The organism is Dyella sp. (assembly GCF_035277725.1).
Lineage (GTDB): Bacteria > Pseudomonadota > Gammaproteobacteria > Xanthomonadales > Rhodanobacteraceae > Dyella_B.
Map to the genome: position 1 here is coordinate 1 of NZ_DATEJY010000137.1, position 17,291 is coordinate 17,291.

General features: G+C 59.0%; 16 protein-coding genes. 8 read left to right on the forward strand and 8 right to left on the reverse strand.

The window, feature by feature from the left end:
- Both guaA and VJR68_RS12520 read left to right on the forward strand, forming a co-directional pair.
- Positions 1-905, forward strand: a 905-nt coding sequence (gene guaA / locus VJR68_RS12515; protein WP_324148058.1) for a glutamine-hydrolyzing GMP synthase, incomplete at its 5' end; no start/stop codon positions are given.
- Between the two features lie 525 nt (positions 906-1,430).
- Positions 1,431-4,136: an AAA domain-containing protein gene (locus VJR68_RS12520; protein WP_324148060.1), complete on the forward strand. Its 2,706-nt coding sequence runs from the start codon at positions 1,431-1,433 to the stop codon at positions 4,134-4,136.
- Between the two features lie 77 nt (positions 4,137-4,213).
- Here the strand turns inward: VJR68_RS12520 and VJR68_RS12525 are convergent, their stop codons facing one another.
- Both VJR68_RS12525 and VJR68_RS12530 read right to left on the reverse strand, forming a co-directional pair.
- Positions 4,214-4,615, reverse strand: a complete 402-nt coding sequence (locus tag VJR68_RS12525; RefSeq protein ID WP_324148062.1) for a type II toxin-antitoxin system RelE/ParE family toxin — start codon at positions 4,613-4,615, stop codon at positions 4,214-4,216.
- Between the two features lie 2 nt (positions 4,616-4,617).
- Entirely contained in the window at positions 4,618-4,920 is a 303-nt protein-coding gene (locus VJR68_RS12530; RefSeq protein ID WP_324148064.1) for a type II toxin-antitoxin system Phd/YefM family antitoxin, read from the reverse strand.
- On the opposite strand from VJR68_RS12530, the gene VJR68_RS12535 reads away from it, so the two are divergent.
- The 3 genes from VJR68_RS12535 to tadA all read left to right on the forward strand — a co-directional run bounded on the left by VJR68_RS12535 (position 4,919) and on the right by tadA (position 7,585).
- Positions 4,919-5,560 carry a helix-turn-helix domain-containing protein gene (locus VJR68_RS12535; RefSeq protein ID WP_324148066.1) on the forward strand — a complete coding sequence of 214 codons (642 nt, stop codon included), beginning with the start codon at positions 4,919-4,921 and terminating at the stop codon, positions 5,558-5,560. The genes VJR68_RS12530 and VJR68_RS12535 overlap by 2 nt on opposite strands.
- A complete protein-coding gene (locus VJR68_RS12540; protein ID WP_324148068.1) occupies positions 5,557-6,840 on the forward strand; it encodes a HipA domain-containing protein in 1,284 nt (427 codons plus the stop codon). Before VJR68_RS12535 ends, VJR68_RS12540 begins: the two co-directional genes overlap by 4 nt.
- 250 nt (positions 6,841-7,090) lie before the next feature.
- Positions 7,091-7,585 carry a tRNA adenosine(34) deaminase TadA gene (gene tadA, locus VJR68_RS12545; protein WP_324148070.1) on the forward strand — a complete coding sequence of 165 codons (495 nt, stop codon included), beginning with the start codon at positions 7,091-7,093 and terminating at the stop codon, positions 7,583-7,585.
- A 74-nt stretch (positions 7,586-7,659) separates the two neighbouring features.
- Here tadA and VJR68_RS12550 read toward each other — a convergent pair whose 3' ends face one another.
- The gene (locus tag VJR68_RS12550; protein WP_324148088.1) at positions 7,660-8,475 is read right to left on the reverse strand and encodes an NAD-dependent protein deacetylase; all 816 of its coding nucleotides are present in this window, start codon (positions 8,473-8,475) and stop codon (positions 7,660-7,662) included.
- 240 nt (positions 8,476-8,715) lie between these two features.
- Between VJR68_RS12550 and VJR68_RS12555 the strand changes: the two genes are divergently transcribed.
- Positions 8,716-9,153 carry a universal stress protein gene (locus tag VJR68_RS12555; RefSeq protein ID WP_324148072.1) on the forward strand — a complete coding sequence of 146 codons (438 nt, stop codon included), beginning with the start codon at positions 8,716-8,718 and terminating at the stop codon, positions 9,151-9,153.
- Here VJR68_RS12555 and VJR68_RS12560 read toward each other — a convergent pair.
- From VJR68_RS12560 to VJR68_RS12580, 5 genes are all read right to left on the reverse strand, one after another.
- Positions 9,147-9,983, reverse strand: a complete 837-nt coding sequence (locus VJR68_RS12560; protein WP_324148074.1) for a CHAD domain-containing protein — start codon at positions 9,981-9,983, stop codon at positions 9,147-9,149. The genes VJR68_RS12555 and VJR68_RS12560 overlap by 7 nt on opposite strands.
- Positions 9,984-10,031: 48 nt before the next feature.
- Positions 10,032-11,963 carry a glycosyltransferase family 39 protein gene (locus VJR68_RS12565; RefSeq protein ID WP_324148076.1) on the reverse strand — a complete coding sequence of 644 codons (1,932 nt, stop codon included), beginning with the start codon at positions 11,961-11,963 and terminating at the stop codon, positions 10,032-10,034.
- Complete coding sequence (locus VJR68_RS12570; protein WP_324148077.1) at positions 11,960-13,111, reverse strand: glycosyltransferase; 1,152 nt, start codon at positions 13,109-13,111, stop codon at positions 11,960-11,962. Before VJR68_RS12570 ends, VJR68_RS12565 begins: the two co-directional genes overlap by 4 nt.
- A gap of 318 nt (positions 13,112-13,429) precedes the next feature.
- A complete protein-coding gene (locus tag VJR68_RS12575; RefSeq protein WP_324148079.1) occupies positions 13,430-14,791 on the reverse strand; it encodes an alpha-L-fucosidase in 1,362 nt (453 codons plus the stop codon).
- A 17-nt stretch (positions 14,792-14,808) separates the two neighbouring features.
- Entirely contained in the window at positions 14,809-15,582 is a 774-nt protein-coding gene (locus VJR68_RS12580) for an IclR family transcriptional regulator (protein ID WP_324148081.1), read from the reverse strand.
- A 175-nt stretch (positions 15,583-15,757) separates the two neighbouring features.
- Between VJR68_RS12580 and fucP the strand changes: the two genes are divergently transcribed.
- Positions 15,758-17,056: an L-fucose:H+ symporter permease gene (fucP, locus tag VJR68_RS12585; protein ID WP_324148083.1), complete on the forward strand. Its 1,299-nt coding sequence runs from the start codon at positions 15,758-15,760 to the stop codon at positions 17,054-17,056.
- The coding region (locus VJR68_RS12590; RefSeq protein ID WP_324148085.1) for an L-rhamnose mutarotase at positions 17,056-17,291 on the forward strand (236 nt) is incomplete at its 3' end. The genes fucP and VJR68_RS12590, both read left to right, overlap by 1 nt.

Sequence of the window (17,291 nt, forward strand, 5' to 3'; positions counted from 1 at the left end):
TGCTGCTGGGTCTCTCCGGCGGTGTGGATTCCTCCGTGGTCGCTGCGCTCTTGCATCGTGCAATCGGTGACCAGCTCACCTGCGTGTTCGTCGACACCGGCCTGCTGCGCTTCAAGGAAGGCGACCAGGTGATGGCCACGATGGCCGAGCACATGGGCGTCAAGGTGATCCGCGTGAACGCCGCGGCGCGCTACTTCGAGGCACTGGAAGGCGTGGCCGACCCGGAGGCCAAGCGCAAGATCATCGGCCGCCTGTTCGTGGAGATCTTCGACGAGGAATCGGCCAAGGTCACCGCCGCTGGCAATGGCCAGGTGAAGTGGCTGGCGCAAGGCACGATTTATCCCGACGTGATCGAATCCGCCGGCAGCAAAACCGGCAAGGCACACGTCATCAAGAGCCATCACAACGTCGGCGGCCTGCCCGAGCACATGAAGCTCAAGCTGGTCGAACCGCTGCGCGAATTGTTCAAGGACGAAGTACGCCGCATCGGCGTCGAACTCGGCCTGCCGCGCGAAATGGTCTATCGCCATCCGTTTCCCGGTCCAGGCCTCGGCGTGCGCATCCTGGGCGAAGTAAAACCCGAATACGCCGAACTGCTGGCTCGTGCCGATGCCATCTTTATCGAGGAACTGCGCAAGGACGATCTCTACGACCAGGTCAGCCAAGCGTTTGCCGTGTTCCTGCCGGTGAAATCGGTGGGTGTAGTGGGCGACGCGCGCGCATACGAATGGGTGATCGCGCTGCGTGCGGTTGAAACCATCGATTTCATGACCGCGCATTGGGCGCATCTGCCGTATGACTTCCTTGGCAAGGTTTCCAACCGCATCATCAATGAGCTGCGCGGGGTTTCGCGCGTGGTATATGACATCAGCGGCAAGCCGCCGGCTACGATCGAATGGGAGTAATTTTCCGGGCGCATCAGTGATAGGCCACCGGTTCTGTAGCGAGTGTTCTTCTCACTGTGGTTCCGCATTGATTTGCCAAGGGGAGAGATGAATGGAGTTGCCGGAAGAGCAAGCCAGGGATCAGATCGACCGCTGCTCGCCGATGCTGGCTGGGTGTTGCAAGGTCGAAATGAACTACGGGTCTACGACTACGCATCAACATTCACAAGACGCTCAAAACGAAACGCCTGGAACACGGCGACTTTGATGATTTCATTCGCTGCTATCAAGAGCGTAAGGAGACCGAACGCTTCCGCCATTTTGCTTACGATGAACTGACCCAGCGCGACAAGCTGAATCCGGCTGTTTCTGGCTCAAAGACGATAGCTTGGAAGATATCGATAGCCTGCCGAGCCGGAGGTGTTGGTGGCTGAGATCGTCGAGAACTTGGAGGCTGCGCTGGAGCAGTTCCGCAATGTGTGTGCGGAGCTTGGGAACGAGGATGATGCCTGACGATAAGACGCTCAACTCAATGGACAGGGTTATATGGTTTCCATCTACGTCAACGGTGAAAACAGGGCCGGCCAGTTCGTCAACTGGGAAATATTCGATCATCACGGCAGATTGAAGCTTAAGCTCCATTTTCGATCGGGCAAGTCGTACACAACCTCGCTTGATGCTTGCAAAGTTATTCCGAGCAGAACGGTGGAAGGGGCGCTTTGCACGGAAAAAGGGAGCGCGGTGTTCCGCACTGTTGAAGAGGCGACCATCTACGGCGAAAGGTATGTTGTCGTTCGATATTGCGATGAACAGAAGCCCTCAGTCAGGAGCTTGGACGATATCGAATTCGCTCCGGAAGCAAGCCTGAAGGAAAATTCGGTATTTCGCTATTTCGTTGATGTGGCAAAAGCCCGGGTCGGCGAGGATACGTCGCAAAGTCGTTCCATCGCTGGCAACGTACTCAAACAACTGGAAAAGCTGTTACCACACGCGGATACCGCGCTGTATGCCTATTGCACGGGAACGAATCAGACACGGGACGTGTCGGGAAGTTTTATCTATCCCTTCGGTGTCAACGAAAGCCAGCTCAGGGCGGTGGAGCGGGCCTTTGCCTCGCAAGTCAGCTTGATCGAAGGTCCTCCTGGTACGGGAAAGACACAAACGATCTTGAATATCGTCGCCAACATCGTGCTGCGCGGTAAAACTATCGCGATTCTGTCCAATAACAATGCCGCGGTAGAAAACGTCTACGAAAAACTAGGCAAGGCTGGGTTGGACTATCTAGTCGCCAAGCTTGGCAATAGCGAAAATCGACAGGAATTCTTTGCCGCCACGCCGGTGATGCCAGCGAATGCGCCTGCAACGGCTCCTACCATGCAGCAGGTCCAGGTTGTTCTGCAGACATTGAAGCAGCTACTACATGCTCAGAATGCAGTGGCGCGGCTACAGGCCGAGATTGATGAACTGACCATTGAGCAGCGATACCTTCTGCAATGGCAGCGCGAGAATGGGGTAGTGGCACCTGTTGCCCTCGACAACTATCGGCTGTCCCCTCGCAAAACCGCGGACCTGATGGCTTATCTGACCTATCTTGCCGAGCGTCGCATCAGGTTCAAGGACAGGGTCGAGCTGCTGCTCAATTTTAAAATCTTGCGTGCCAAACCTTACGCCGATGAGGGGAAGCGCAAGGGCCTGATCTATGCCTTGCAGCTCCACTTTTATGAGAAAGCGCTACAGGAAAAGAACGCGGCATTGACCGCTTATCGCCAAGAACTGACGCGAGGTAACTTCGAAGCGCTGCTAAAAGAGCTGGCCATCTGTTCGATGGCCTATCTGAAGCATCATCTCCAGCAACACGTGCCTCCCCAGGAGGCCTTCGACAAGGACAATTATCGCAAGCACGAAAAGTTTAGTGCGTTCGTAAGGCGCTACCCGATTATCGGTAGCAGCACGCATTCCATCGTCAATTCGATGGCCGGAGGTGCGATCCTGGACTATGTCATCATCGACGAAGCCTCGCAGCAGGACATTGTGCCGGGGATATTGGCGCTAGGTTGCGCCAGAAACTTGATCATCGTCGGCGACAGAAAGCAGCTTCCGCACATTCCGGCGAAACTGGATATAGCCCCGCCTGCTCAATTTTATGACTGCGACAAATACAGCTTGCTCGAGTCATGTCTTCAAGTTTTCAAGGGTTCGATCCCGGTAACGCTGCTGAAAGAGCATTACCGCTGCCATCCCAAAATCATCCAGTTTTGCAATCAGCAGTTTTATGACAATCAGCTTATCCCGATGACCAGGGACGCTGGCGAGAAGGCGTTGAAGTTAATCGTCACTGCCAAAGGAAACCACGCCCGAAACTACTCGAACCTGAGGGAGCTGGAGTCATTGCTCGAAACGCTCAACTGGGATGGGGAGAGCGAGTGGGACAGTGAAAATAGCAGGGGATTCATAGCGCCTTACAAGGCCCAGGTCACTCTTTCGCAAACGCACCTGTCAGCCGAATTTGTCAAAGACACCGTGCACAAGTTTCAGGGCCGAGAGTGCGACGAAATTATCTTTTCCACTGTGTTGGACAAAAAGCAAAGCAGCCAGCGAAGCCTGGGCTTCGTAGATGATCCTCACTTGGTCAACGTGGCGGTATCGAGAGCCAGGAATTCATTTACTTTAGTAACGGGCGATGATGTTTTTGCCGGGAATAATGGTCACATTGCTGCATTGGTGCGTTACATCGAATATTACGCCGATGAAGAGCAGATCCATCATGCCAATGTAGTCTCGGCCTTTGACCTGCTCTACAAGGAATACGATCAATCTCTGGAAAGGCTCAATGCCAGGTTGCGCGCCAGCGACTCCATATACAAATCCGAGCAGATCGTAGCGCAGATATTGCGTGACACGTTGTCTCAGGAGGCTTATAGAGCAATGAAGTTCCACCCTCAGGTTCGCCTGAATCAAGTGGCTTCATCGACGAACGAGGCGTTGACGCCGGCAGAACGGAACTTTATGGAAGCCAGCTCCAGTTGCGATTTTGTGCTTTATTTTAAGGTTGGAAAAAGGCCGTTCGGTGTGATCGAAGTTGATGGCGGGTTCCACGACACGATGCGGCAGGCCCAGCGAGATGCATTGAAAGACAGTATTCTGAAGAAAAGCGAGATTTCCTTGCTACGGTTGCGAACCGTTGAGAGTCATATAGAAGAAAAGATCGCCAATTTTTTGGCCCAATGGACAAGCAGCACTTCAAGCGCTTGAGGGGGATGGGGCTTGCTGGTTTCTATCGTACTGTTCTGACCAGACAATGTATCAGCCAGTCCCTTTGTATCGTCTGCTCACGCAGGCCAGTGAGCCGCCAAATCAAACGACAGTTGCCGATGGTGTCGAATCGAAAGCAAATACACCGTATCCGTGATCTTCGCGTATAGCATCAGATAATGCGTCATCACATACTCGCGTAGCTCGCCGTCTTTGGCGATAGCGTCGAGTTGTCTGGTCAAGCGATCAATGCCATTGCTCACTTCCACGGAGCGAGCAGGTCGTTCGAGGAATAAGCGCCCCATATCTGGATAGAGCTCCAGATTCGGAATGACGATATCCGTCAGCTCGTCCAGCAGCGCATCAAATGTCAGTGGGGTCCCGGCTTCCAATAGGAATGCCTCGACTTCTTCAAGGTTGCGCTCGAAGTTGGCAGTGAGTTTGACGTGGTAGCGGGCTGTCACGGGGCGAATCGGCATGGTCAGCGCGCGGTCTTGGCAGCACGGCGGCGCTTGATGTCAGACAGAGAACTTTGGGCGTCTTTTAGGTTGTTTGCAGCTATGTCGGCCAAGCCCTTGCTGGCGTCGTCAATCAGCAGCAAGTGGATGTGCTCGCGCTCTAGCTGGTGGTAATAATCCAGCCGCTGAGCGTCGATGATGGCGACGTAGCTTTCACCGTTTTTCGTGACGATTTTTTCGGCACCGGCCTTCACCTGGTCCGCTAGTTCGGACAGATTGGCCCTGGCTTGGGATAGCGAGATCACGTCGCTGGACGAAATGGCCATGGTTGCTCCTAGTTTGTACAACTTAACGTACACAATAACTCAAATTATGCAGTGGCGTGAGGTTGAGGTTGGTTGCTGGTATGAAGTACGGTTCGAGATAAGAGTCAATATTCTTTCCTTTTTTGCCATTCGGGGGAGTAATATTGTTCTTATGGCCAAGAAGACCGCCCCTTTGCTGCCCGCCACCGAGCTGCGCTTGCGGCAGCTCGGCAAGCGCCTGCGCCTGGCGCGGTTACGCCGGCACCTGACCGGCAAGCAGGTGGCCGAGCGGGCTGGTATGACGCCAGTGACCTTGCGCAGCCTCGAAAAAGGAAGCTCCGGGGTCACGATGGGTGCCTATCTGGCGGTAATGCAGGTGTTGGGGGCGGAGCAGGCTCTCGATCTTCTGCTCAAGGACGATCCCCTCGGCCGGGATTTGCAGGATGCGGCACTGACCCGGCGCCCTCGGCGTGCCAAGCCGGGGGCAGCCACTGTATCGCGCGTAGCCACGTCATGGTCATCGTCGAACACTCCGGCAAAAAGCGAACAGGCGACGACCACCGCTGCAGACTGGGCAGCAGACGACACCTTCATCAGCGCGGACAGCCTGGCTGCACTTATCAAGCCATCCGTGCCAGATGGGAAGGGACGGAAGCGATGAGCGATGCATTCATCGCGGTCTACGGCGATTGGCATGGGCTGGCTGAACCCCTGCGCCTGGGCCGTCTCTATATCCATCGCACGGCGGCGCGTGAGGTCTTCGATTTCGAGTTCGACGAAGCGGTACTGAAGCGCCTCGATCTGGCCGGACTCAAGCTCGATCCGCGCCTCGGCTGGTATGCAGGCCGCCAATATCCGCCACAGGGACAAGAGACTTTCGGCGCATTGGCCGACGCCAGCCCGGATCGATGGGGCCGGTTGCTCATGCGCCGGCGCCTGGAGCGCGCGCAGCGTGCCGGTGTGGTTGATCGCAACGCGCCGCTTTTCGAGTCGGACTATTTGCTGGGCGTGCATGACATGTACCGCGTCGGTGCACTGCGCTTCCGGCGCAACGATCAGGGGGACTTCCTGGATGATCAGCACGACGTGGCTGCGCCGTCCTTCGTGCAACTGCGTGCATTGGAAGCCGCGAGCCTGGCGCTGGAACGCGACGAACACAACACGGCCAGCGAAGCTGACCAATGGTTGCGCATGTTGATCGCTCCCGGTGGTTCATTGGGTGGTGCGCGCCCCAAGGCCAGCGTGATCGATCCAAGCGGACATTTGTGGATCGCCAAATTCCCAAGTGTCCGGGATGAGCACGACGTTGGCGCCTGGGAAATGGTGGTCTACACGCTGGCCAAGGCCTGCGGTCTGAATGTGCCCGAAGCGCTGGTGCGCCGCTTCGGTAGCGCGCACCATACTTTTCTGGTCAAGCGTTTCGACCGTAACTCGCAGGGCCAAAGGCAACATTTTGCTTCCGCGATGAACCTTACCGGCCATCAAGATGGCGACGATGCCTCCACCGGGGCCAGCTATCTGGACATAGCTCAAGTGTTGATGACCGATGGCGCGAACACCGCTGCCGATCTACGCGAATTGTGGTCGCGCATCGTTTTCAATCTGCTGGTTTCCAACACCGACGATCATCTGCGCAATCATGGCTTCTTGCTGGAGCCGGGTAGGGGCTGGGTGCTTTCTCCCGCATTCGACATCAATCCAGTGCCGCAAGGGCATGGGCTCAAGCTCAATATCAGCGAAAACGACAATGCTATGGATCTGGAATTGGCGCGTTCTGTAGCACCGTATTTTCGGGTGTCTATTGCTGATGCGAACGACATCATTGAAGGGCAGAAGCAGGTTGTTTCACAGTGGCAAATCATAGCCGATTCGCTAGGCATAACTGCTCAGGAACAACGGCGTCTCGCCAGTGCGTTCTCGATGTCTGGGCAGGGTGAATAGATCGATTAGATTTTCGATTCGCTATTTCCCAGCTTCTTTTGTTTTTTTGACGTCTGGTTGCTGATGGATACCCGCAGGCCGGCCATTGATGGCTTGCCGGAAGAAAAACACCCAATCATCAGTGCGCACATGGCGTGCGTACATGACTCACAAGAGGCGGCAGCGGCACGCCATTACCGCACACCTTGGCCTCGCGCGAGACTTGAGCAAACGAAGCTAAAATGGCGGCACGCCACACCAAGCCGCGCCCATGTCTGAAACCCCCACCATCGACAACACATCGCCACACTTCACACCCGAAGACGAAACTTACATGCGCCGCGCGCTGCAGCTCGCCGAGCATGCGCGTGACGCCGAAAACGAAGTGCCGGTCGGCGCCGTGCTGGTACAGGACGGGCAGATCGTCGGCCTGGGCTGGAATCGCAACATCACCCTGCACGATCCGACTGCGCATGCGGAAATCATGGCCTTGCGCGCGGCGGGGGAGAAACTGGCGAATTACCGCATCGTCGGCGCCACGCTTTACGTTACTTTGGAACCATGCGCGATGTGTTCCATGGCACTCGTGCACGCCCGCGTGGGGCGCGTCGTTTACGGCACTACCGATCCCAAGACCGGCGCGGCCGGCAGCGTGTTCGATACGTTGATTTCCGAGCGTCACAATCACCGCATTCAAGTGCAAGGTGGCTTGTTGGCGGAGGAGTCGGCTGCGCTGCTGCGCGATTTCTTCCGCGCGCGCCGTTGACGCCTGTGTAGGTTGGGGTGCGAACCCCAACATGGCGGCGTGCAGCATGGCGATGTTGGGGTTCGCACCCCAACCTACAGAAAGGCCAAGGCTTCCGCGCATGGCTGCGCTACTTTCAGGGTGAGCAGCGGATCAGCGCGCGTGCGTCCCAGGTTGACGGCGGCAATCGGCTTGCCGGCCTTGGCGGCGGCATGCGCGAAGCGGTAGCCGGAAAACACCATCAACGATGAGCCGACCACCAGCACCGCATCGGCGGCTTCCAATGCTTGCATGGCTGTTCCCACGCGAACGCGCGGTACGTTCTCGCCGAAGAACACCACGTCCGGCTTCAGCACGCCGCCGCAGTGCGGGCAGGGCGGCACGACGAAGCTGCTGAAATCATGGCCGTCGAGATCGGCGTCGCCGTCCGGAGCGTCGATCGCGTCGAGCGCGGCCCATGCCGGGTTGAGTTGCAGCAAGGTCTGTTGCAAGGCGTGGCGCGGCGAGCGCGCCTCGCAACCCATGCAGCGCACCGTATCCAGCCGCCCATGCAGATCCACCACCTGGCGATTTCCTGCCCGCTGATGCAAGCCATCCACGTTCTGCGTAAGCAGCAGTTCCAGCTTGCCCAGCTCTTCCAGGCGCGCCAGCGCGCGATGCGTGGGATTGGGCAGGGCTTTGCCGAAGCGTCGCCAACCCACCAGGCTGCGCGCCCAGTATCGCTTGCGGGTCAGTTCCTCGCCCATAAAGGCCTGATAGGTCACCGGCTGGGAGCGTTTCCAGCCGCCATCGGCATCGCGGTAATCCGGAATGCCCGAATCCGTGCTGCAGCCGGCACCGGTCAACACGAACAAACGGCGATGCTGGTCGACGAAGCTCTGCAGTTCGTCGCCACTCCCGGTCTGGGGCATCGCTTCTGCCAGCGTCATGATTATCTCTGTGTGTAAGGACTGCCAAGAAATGGGGCGTCGGGAGCATTAACGCAAGCGAAAGCTGCCTGGCCGCCTCGAAACATGTTCCATACGGTCCTGTTTGCAAGGTGTAAAATCCAACCCAAGTCGGGCCAGGTTGGCGATTTGCCTATCGCAGCCATGGCCGACGCCGCGAAGAAAACAATGCGTTCGGTAGGGTTCTGTCCCGAAGGAGGCATCATGTTTTCGCATATCCTGGTTCCCACCGATGGCTCCGACCAAGCCATGCATGCTGCGCAAGTCGGTATCGAGTTGGCGCATACGCTGGGTGCGCGCATCTACGCCTTTCACGTCCTGGCGCCGCTTGCCGCGGTGGCGTATTTCTCCGATGTCATTCGCCATGCGGAGGATTCGCATGCAGAGCGCGCGGTGACGCGTGCGCAGCAGCGGTTGGCGGACATCGAAGCGATGGCCAGCAACGCAGGTGTGGAGTGCCACGGCGGTTATGCGTTCGATCGGCGACCCTACGTGGCCATCGTGGGTGCGGCCAAGATGCAGCACTGTGATCTGATCGTGATGAGCATGCATGGCTATGCCACGCTGGATCGCATGTTGCTGGGGAGTGAAACGAACCGGGTATTAGGGTGCTGTGATATTCCCGTGCTGGTGTGTCATTGAGTGCATGACGCACTCGGTTCGGCTTTCGACCAGTTTGCCGATTTCGACTTCAACTCTCGGCGTAATGCCAATACCTTGGCCGAATCCGGCAACGCTTCCACGGCGCCCAGGAAGATCTGGAAATCCTGGCGCCAGCCGAGCTGGTCGGTCAGCGTGGAAAGGTGTTTGGCCTGGTCGCCATAGCGCTGAGTGCGTGCTTTCTTCATGCCCGCCATGCGACGCGCCTTGCGCACGAAGTCGAACTGATAACGCAGCTTTCGTGCGCGCCGCCGCCAACGATGCGATGCAGGCGGTGTACGTAACGCAAGCCCTTTCTTGTGTGCCTTTTTGACGCGCCGCTTGCTGCGCTTGAGGGTTTGCCTGGCCGATGAGGGCCGGATGTCCTGCCATGGCAGCGCCTGGATAGCGGCCGTGATGCGCTGTGCTTCGGCGCGGCGGTGGCGCCAATGCGGATCCTGCTTGAGCGCGGCGTCGATCATCTGCTCGCAGCGCTGTTCAAGCGCCGCAAGCACCTCTGGCGTTACCGACCTTGCGTGGGCCGTCGCCAGCAGTTTCGCCGTGCGCGCCGCGATATAGGCATCGCGCATCGGCCCAAGGCTGCGCGCCAGTTCCTGCAAGCCATGATCCGCCGTGTCAATCGGCCGCCCAGGTGGTAGCAAGGGCAGGATGCTGCGCAGGCGGCGGCAGGATTTGCGTGCCTCATGGATGCCTTCCTGCCGTTGCTTGCGCATGCCCAGCGCGCGCAGCAATCGCCGGCACTCCCGCGCGGCGAGAGTCCCCAAGGCCGAGCCGATGGTTGGCAGATTGTCGCGCTTGGCCTTGCTGATCATCCCAGACCTGCCCCGGGAGTAAGCCTGAGCTTGCTGCTCAGGCAGCCATCATAGATCGCCGTTGACCTTGCCGGCAGAGGTCGGAGGCGGCAGGTTGCTGCAGCCAGGGTAGGTAGGATCGGGCCACACATCCCAATTGGACTTGGTGACGGGTGCATCGCAGGTCAAGCGGTGCACGGCCAGGAAGTCCTGTCGCACGGGGTAGTTGCGGTCTTTCGGATCCCAGCGCTGGATGGCGTAGACATCCACCTGATACGCAGGCTGGGTCGGGCTTGTGTACGTGGTGAGGTATTGCACCACGACGCGATCGCCAAGCGTTGCGGCGTTTTGCCTGCTCAGGTGTATGTCCGGCGTCGTCGGTGGCGCCACATGGGTGCTGGAAGCGGCCGCAGGGATCGCGAGATAGACGTAAGCTCCCGGCACTTCGATCCATCTCAGCAGTCGCGGCTGGTATTCGATAAATTGCTGCACCAACACCCGCCGCGGCGCCACGCCCGGTTGGCGCGCAAGATCCAGGGCGATCTTCAGCGCGGATGTTTCATCGAGATCGTGGATACCCCAGGCCAGCAGGCTGCAGCCGCCGATATCGGCATTGGCGGCGCGCGATGCGAGCAACGGCGGCAGTTCCGCCATGGGGTGACGCGCAGCCAATTCGCCCGGCATGTACGTGTGAATCGGTGTGCCCGGTGGCATGTAGTAACCGAAGAAATCATTCGCGGCGAGTGCGCGGAAGTAGGGCGAGGCATGGCCGAAACGATACGGCAGGATCGCCGGCACAAGCTGCCCTGCGCAGCCAGGCAATTGCGAAATGTATTGCGCCGACGCGCGCCAGTCCTCGCGCCGCGGCAATTCGCGCCCGGGCAATCGATGCAGATAACTGGCAACCATCAACATGCCAAGCACGGCAACGATGGCACTGCCGCGTGTGTAGCCTCGCGGGCCGGCGGCATCGTAGAGACGCCCCATCAGCAACCATGCAAACGGCGTGCAGGTAAGCAGGTTGCGATCCGAAAACGACGGCGCGACAGCCAGCGATACGCCAATACCGCAAACGATCACGCCGATAAGCACCAGCGCCGCCAGGCCGGTAGCCCAGCGCGTGTCCCGCCCGTCATTGACGAAAGCGGTATCGCCGAGCGCCTTCTGCCGGATGCCGAACAAAATCAGCAGTACGGTCACGATGATGACTTGTCGTTGCATCAGACCGTAGAACGCATAACGGATCTGTTGCTTGAAGAAGCCGACGCTGTTGTCGAACCACAATCCCTGCAGATCCATTTCCGAGGAATGGATCATCATCCGGTAATACGTCACATTGAAGGCGAGTATCACCAGACCAGTAACAACCAGTGCAGCACGGATGCGCCACGACGGCAGGCTGAGCAACAGAAACAGCAGCACCATGCCAGTGGCCAGCAACAGATAAGCGTGCGTGAGACTGGCGATCAAACCCAGCAGGCTCAGCGCCAACCAATGGGCAAGCGGAAAGTCCGTGCGCGTCTGCACGCGGCGGCGAAAAGCAATCGCCAAGGACAGAAGGCCGGCCGACAACGCAAAACACAAGGCGTAGCTGCGTGCATTCTGCGATTGCTCGAACCAGAACTCGGAAACCCCGGCAACCGCGCAAGCGAAGGCGATTGCCGTGCGACTCAGTACGCGCCGCGTACCAAATGCAAAAATCAAAAGAGATGCAACGGCAAACACCGCGCTAGGCAGGCGCAAGGCAATGTCCGACAAGCCGGCCAAACGCGTCCACGCGTACAGCGCGAAGTAATACAGCGGCGGATGCGTGTCGGTGAGTGCGCGGCGAAATACTTCGCCCAAGCCATCGTTGTGGTGGATCAGGAAAACCGTGAACAGTTCATCGATCCATAAACTGCTGGCGGACAGGCCCACAAAGGCGCCAATGCAAGCAACGAGCGCAATCGAACCATAGGCAACAGCCTGCCAGCGGGCCGGTGCCCGCAACTCACGATTCACGCACGCGCCCCTGCATTGGCCCCAAAGTAGTAACGGGATTCTGCCAGCAACACCCCAGCCAGAACAGCGATGCCCCACGCACAATGCGCCATGCATAGCGCCAGGGCGAAACCTGCGTTCAAAGGCACATCGCTCCATCGACCCAGGCAGAACGCCAGCCATTGGCGATGCAGCTCATGCGCGTTGCCGGGGCGGCGCGAGCGCGGGGTCATCAGCAGGTTTACCGCAAAGCGGCCGGCAAGGGCCGCGCCCACCGATAACAGCATGGCCAGCCATAGCGGCATTGCCAGACGCAGCAACAAGCTCAGCGCCAACCATTGCGCGCACAGCGCGCTGATGGCCGCCATGCCATGCATCAAGGCTGCTGCGGTGAAGCGCCCCCGCGTGCGCTTTTCGATCAGCAGCGCGACCAGGTCGATCACCACGCGCGTATCGAGTTTGGATTCCCCACCCGCGCGGGCACGCAGCAGCGTGGGAACTTGCGCGGTTTGCGGCTTTCTTGCGCCGGAAGCCACCACGTCGATCAGTATCTTGAAACCCAGGCCGGACAAATGGCGGCGCACTTGCACATACCAGTCACGCGTCATCGCAAAACAGCCGCTCAATGGATCGGCCAATGGCACGCCCAGCATGGCATCGGTAAGCCAGGTGCCGGTGCGGCTCAATCGATGCCGCAGCCCATGCAGGCCGGAGCGGGAATCGTCCAGATAGCGGCTGGCGACAGCCACGTCGATATCGGGGTTGGCGAGTTTCTCGACCAGTGTCCTGATCAGTGCCGGATCATGCTGTCCATCGCCATCCATGATCGCCAGGATGCGGCCCTTCGCGACATCCCAGCCATTGATCGCCGCCGATGACAAACCGCTCGCCTTATAACGGCGCACGAGGCGGACCTGTGCATGCTCGGTGGCATAGGCGTCCACCACCTCAGCGGTGCGGTAATCGGCCGAATCATCCACCACGATGATTTCGTGGCTGATGCCCATCAAATGCTCACCGAGCTCGCTCAGTACACCACCAATAGCTTCATGCTCGTCCAAGGTGCAAATGACGAGGGAAAGGGTAGGTGCTTCCTGCGGAACAGTCTCTACTGAGGGGGTGCGGATTTCAGGTACCGCTTTGACCGCTTGAACGAGCAATGTGTCCACGCGTTATGCCGCCATAAGAAGCTGACGAAAGGTAAACGTACAGGCCGACGCCTTGTTGACCGTGGCGACGCGACGTGTGTCCTGTACGGATCCCCCGTTCGGCGGCGCGGTATGGCTATCGCACGCCGATTGTGAAGCAGGATGCTGGCAGAAAAGCCTTGAGCGGGCCTATCTTCACAATTAATCCTTAGTGTTTTCAGCTCGGAAATGCGATGTGGATCGCAGGTTTTTGAGCGTGCGAGTGGCGCATAGGCTGGGATGAAATCCCAGCTTTGTCATCGTTCCCGATGCTGGGATTTCCATCCCAGCCTGCGAATATCAGCGTTTCTGGCCAACGTTAAACAACTGAAACTCGCGAATGCGCGCCGTGCAAGCACTCGAAAGAATATTCAGGCGTACCTTGGTAGCAGTCACCGGCGCAAAGCGATCGATCTTCATATGGCCGATCGCCTGGGCACTGGCGATGGCCTTCCAGGCGCCATTCACCCATGCTTCCACGGCATATTTCTGTACGCACTGGCCATCGTTCAACCACTCCATCGTGAGCGCATGATCGAACGTGATGGGCTGTGAGAAATTCGCTTCGAGCACCGCGTTGTGCGAACCTTCCGGCGCCGACCAGAACGTATCTTGATCACCATCCAGTGCGGCGCTGGTATTTGCATCCGTGAATGCATGTTTGCGCGCGAGATCTTTGTCCGCACCATAGCGCGCTTGCAACGCCTCGCCGAATTCCTTCAGCCGCTTGACGTCGGCATCCGGCAACAAGCCATGGCGATTCGGCGCTAGGCCAAGCATCAACTGCCCACCCAGACCCACGCTGTTTTCCCAGATATCCATCAGCTCATCGACGCTCTTGAGTGTCGTGTCGCTATCCGGATGCCAGAACCACTGCAGCTTGTGCAGTGGCGTATCCACTTCCACCGGGCGCCAGCGCAAGTCGCCGTGGCGATCGATCACGTTCCAGTTTTCGCCATGGATATGGCCATCTTCCTGGCCTACCCAGCGAACGTCGCCGTAACCGAATAGCGCGACGTCGGCGAATACCATGGTGTTCGATTGATAGGTGCGCAGCTCCTCCAGGTATTTCTTGAAATCGTACACGTGGCCCGCGCTGCCGGCGCCATCCAGCCACCATTCCACCAGTGGGCCGTAACCCTGCACGAGTTCGTCCATCTCCGCCATGTAGAACTTGTCGTAGGCAGCCGAATCCTTGTAACGCGGTTCGTGGCGATCCCATGGCGACAGATAGACGCCAAATGCCATGCCTTCCTTGCGCACGGCGTCGGAGGTCATTTTCACCAGGTCGCCTTTGCCGCCCAGCCAGGGGCTGTTCTTCACCGAATAATCGGTTTGCGCGGTGGGCCATAAAGCGAAACCATCATGATGCTTGGCGACCAGCACCAGGTATTTCGCACCCGCGGATTTGGCTGCACGCGCCCATTGATCCGGATCGACGTGATCGGGATTGAAGACGTTCGGATCGGCCGTGCCGTCGCCCCATTCGCGATCCAGAAACGTATTGGTGCCGAAATGCACGATCACGCCGAATTCCAGATCCTGCCAATGCGTCTGCTGCGGCGAGGGTTTTACGTCGGCAAAGTTTTGCGCCGCGGCGCTACCGGCGAGGAGGGTGGCGGCCATCGCGGCGGCCAGCAAAACGCTACGGCGTATCTGCATGGTTTCAGTACTCGCTTTCAGGTGGTGCGTGGGGAACCGAACTGCAAGGCTTCGGAAATCTCACGGGTGGCGTGGAGCAGGGCGGCGATCACGTCGTCCATGCGTTGCGAAGCGTTTTGCTGTTCGATGTAGGGAATGGTCAGTGCGCACACGGCGCTGCCGTGTTGAAGCACTGGTGCGGAAAGGTCGGTAACGGCGTCCACCACGTGGCTGCGTTCGCAGGCATACCCGCGCGTGCGCAACTGATTCACCAGACGCATCAGTTTTTTGCGATCCAGGTTCGGTTCGAAGCGCGTGATCAGGTCCAGCCAACGCTCGCGGGTCTGTTCTTCTTGAAAGGCCAGCAGCACGTGGCCGGAGGTGGATTGCGACATCGGGCGGCGATGGCCCACGCGCACCACCAGGGCGACTTCTCCGGGCGGATCGACGCGCGCCACCACCACGATCTGCTCGCCGGAGGGCACCACCAGATGGCAGGCCTGGCCGCAGGTATCCGCCAGGTGGTGCATCACTGGCATGGCGGTTTCGATGGCGCTTTTCACCGGCGGCTGCTCCATGCCGAGGCGGAACAGGCGTGGGGTAACGGAGTAACCCACGTCGCCTTCGCCGCGCGCGATGTAGTCGCGTTCTTCCAACACCTGCAGCATGCGGAAGATTTCGCCGCGGGAACGCCCCACACCCTCGGAAATTTCTGCGATGCTCAGCGGGCGGCTCGATCCAGCCAGCAGCTCCAGGATATCCAACCCTTTGTCGAGCGCCGGGGCGCGATACTTGGGTGTTTGAGTAGCCATGACTCTCCCCTTGTTCGATTTATTCACATCGCGCCATCTTGCCCAAAATCCGACCCATGTTGCAGCGCGACTTGTGCTATCTATGAATAACCGTTTCATATTTGCACAAATGAGCAGGGTCGTCACCCCGGGGACCTGCCCAAACGTGTAGGAGAACCAGGTGGAAGCGCGAACCATGACCGAAGACGCCCCCGTGCCAGCAGCCACCGATGCATCGCAAGCAGGCCGCATCTGGCTGCCGCTGGTGTTGATCGTCAGCCTGTTTTTCCTGTGGGGCGGCGCCAACAACCTCAATGACGTACTGATCGCGCAATTCAAGAAAGCCTTCGTGCTCAGCGACTTCGAGGCTGGATTGGTGCAGAGCGCGTTCTACCTTGGCTACTTCCTCATTGCCATGCCGGCCGGCATGTTTATGCGCCGCTTCGGCTACAAGAGTGCGGTGGTTTTCGGGCTCATGCTGTATGGCATCGGTGCGTTGCTGTTCTGGCCGGCGGCGGAAAAGGCCACCTATGGCATGTTCCTGTTTGCGTTGTTCGTGATCGCCAGCGGCCTGGCGTTTCTGGAAACCTCGGCCAACCCGTTCGTGACCTTGCTCGGATCACCGCAAACCGCTACGCGGCGCCTCAATCTGGCGCAGGCGTTCAATCCGCTTGGCTCGATCGCCGGCATATTGATTGGCCAGCATTTCATTTTTTCCGGTATCGAACACACACCGGAACAGCTGGCAGCGATGAGCGAGGTTGAACGCACGGCGTACTACGTCAGCGAAACCAAGGCGGTGCAATGGCCGTACCTGGTGATCGGCCTGGTAGTGCTGGCGTGGGCAGTGCTGATCCTTGCCACGCGCTTTCCCAAAAGCGCTGCGCCGCGCGCCGCGGCAACGCCTGCCGCAGGCTCCGGCGTATTGAGCCGATTGCTGCGCGACCGGTTTTTCATCGGTGCCATGTTGGCCCAGTTCTTCTACGTCGGCGCGCAAGTGGGCGTGTGGAGCTACACCATCCGCTACGTGCAGGCGACCATGCATGGCACGTCCGCCAGGATGGCAGCCAACTTTCTCACCGCTGAGCTGATCTGCTTCATGGTCGGTCGCTTCGCCGGGGCCGGCTTGATGAAGTACGTCTCACCGGTGCGGCTGCTGTTTACGTTTGCCGCCATCAACGTGGCGCTGACGCTGTATGCGGTGGTGCATCCGGGCAGCAGCGGCGCGTATGCGCTGGCGGCGTGCAGCTTCTTCATGTCGGTGATGTATCCAACCATCTTCGCGCTGGGCGTGGAGGGGCGCAGCGACGACGAACGCAAGCTCGGGTCCGGCCTGCTGGTGATGACCATCATCCGCGGCGCCGTGCTCACGGCGATCATGGGCGCGGTGTCCGATCACTCCAGCATGTCCGATGCGATGATTGTGCCCGCCATGAGCTTCGCCATCATTGCCCTGTTTGCCTGGCGGCGCCGCGCCGCGCGGAGTGCCGTTTGATGCAACGCCATTACTATGCCCTGGACCTCAAGGACGATGCCGCCGCCATCGCCGAATACGAACGCTGGCATCGCCCCGGCGTCGTCTGGCCGGAAATCGTCACCGCCATCCGTGCGTCCGGCATCGAGGAGATGGAAATCTTCCGTACCGGCAATCGTCTGGTGATGGCGGTGACGATGGCCGATGACTACATGCCTTCCTCCAAACAAGGCGCCGATGCCGACGCGAGGACGAA

What these genes read in the sequence shown, in the direction of transcription:
- VJR68_RS12520 (WP_324148060.1), top strand. Translation starts at nt 1,431, where the DNA reads ATGGTTTCCATCTACGTCAACGGTGAAAACAGGGCCGGCCAGTTCGTC.
- VJR68_RS12525 (WP_324148062.1), bottom strand. Translation starts at nt 4,615, where the DNA reads ATGCCGATTCGCCCCGTGACAGCCCGCTACCACGTCAAACTCACTGCC.
- VJR68_RS12535 (WP_324148066.1), top strand. Translation starts at nt 4,919, where the DNA reads ATGGTTGCTCCTAGTTTGTACAACTTAACGTACACAATAACTCAAATT.
- VJR68_RS12530 (WP_324148064.1), bottom strand. Translation starts at nt 4,920, where the DNA reads ATGGCCATTTCGTCCAGCGACGTGATCTCGCTATCCCAAGCCAGGGCC.
- VJR68_RS12540 (WP_324148068.1), top strand. Translation starts at nt 5,557, where the DNA reads ATGAGCGATGCATTCATCGCGGTCTACGGCGATTGGCATGGGCTGGCT.
- tadA (WP_324148070.1), top strand. Translation starts at nt 7,091, where the DNA reads ATGTCTGAAACCCCCACCATCGACAACACATCGCCACACTTCACACCC.
- VJR68_RS12550 (WP_324148088.1), bottom strand. Translation starts at nt 8,475, where the DNA reads ATGCCCCAGACCGGGAGTGGCGACGAACTGCAGAGCTTCGTCGACCAG.
- VJR68_RS12555 (WP_324148072.1), top strand. Translation starts at nt 8,716, where the DNA reads ATGTTTTCGCATATCCTGGTTCCCACCGATGGCTCCGACCAAGCCATG.
- VJR68_RS12560 (WP_324148074.1), bottom strand. Translation starts at nt 9,983, where the DNA reads ATGATCAGCAAGGCCAAGCGCGACAATCTGCCAACCATCGGCTCGGCC.
- VJR68_RS12575 (WP_324148079.1), bottom strand. Translation starts at nt 14,791, where the DNA reads ATGCAGATACGCCGTAGCGTTTTGCTGGCCGCCGCGATGGCCGCCACC.
- VJR68_RS12580 (WP_324148081.1), bottom strand. Translation starts at nt 15,582, where the DNA reads ATGGCTACTCAAACACCCAAGTATCGCGCCCCGGCGCTCGACAAAGGG.
- fucP (WP_324148083.1), top strand. Translation starts at nt 15,758, where the DNA reads ATGACCGAAGACGCCCCCGTGCCAGCAGCCACCGATGCATCGCAAGCA.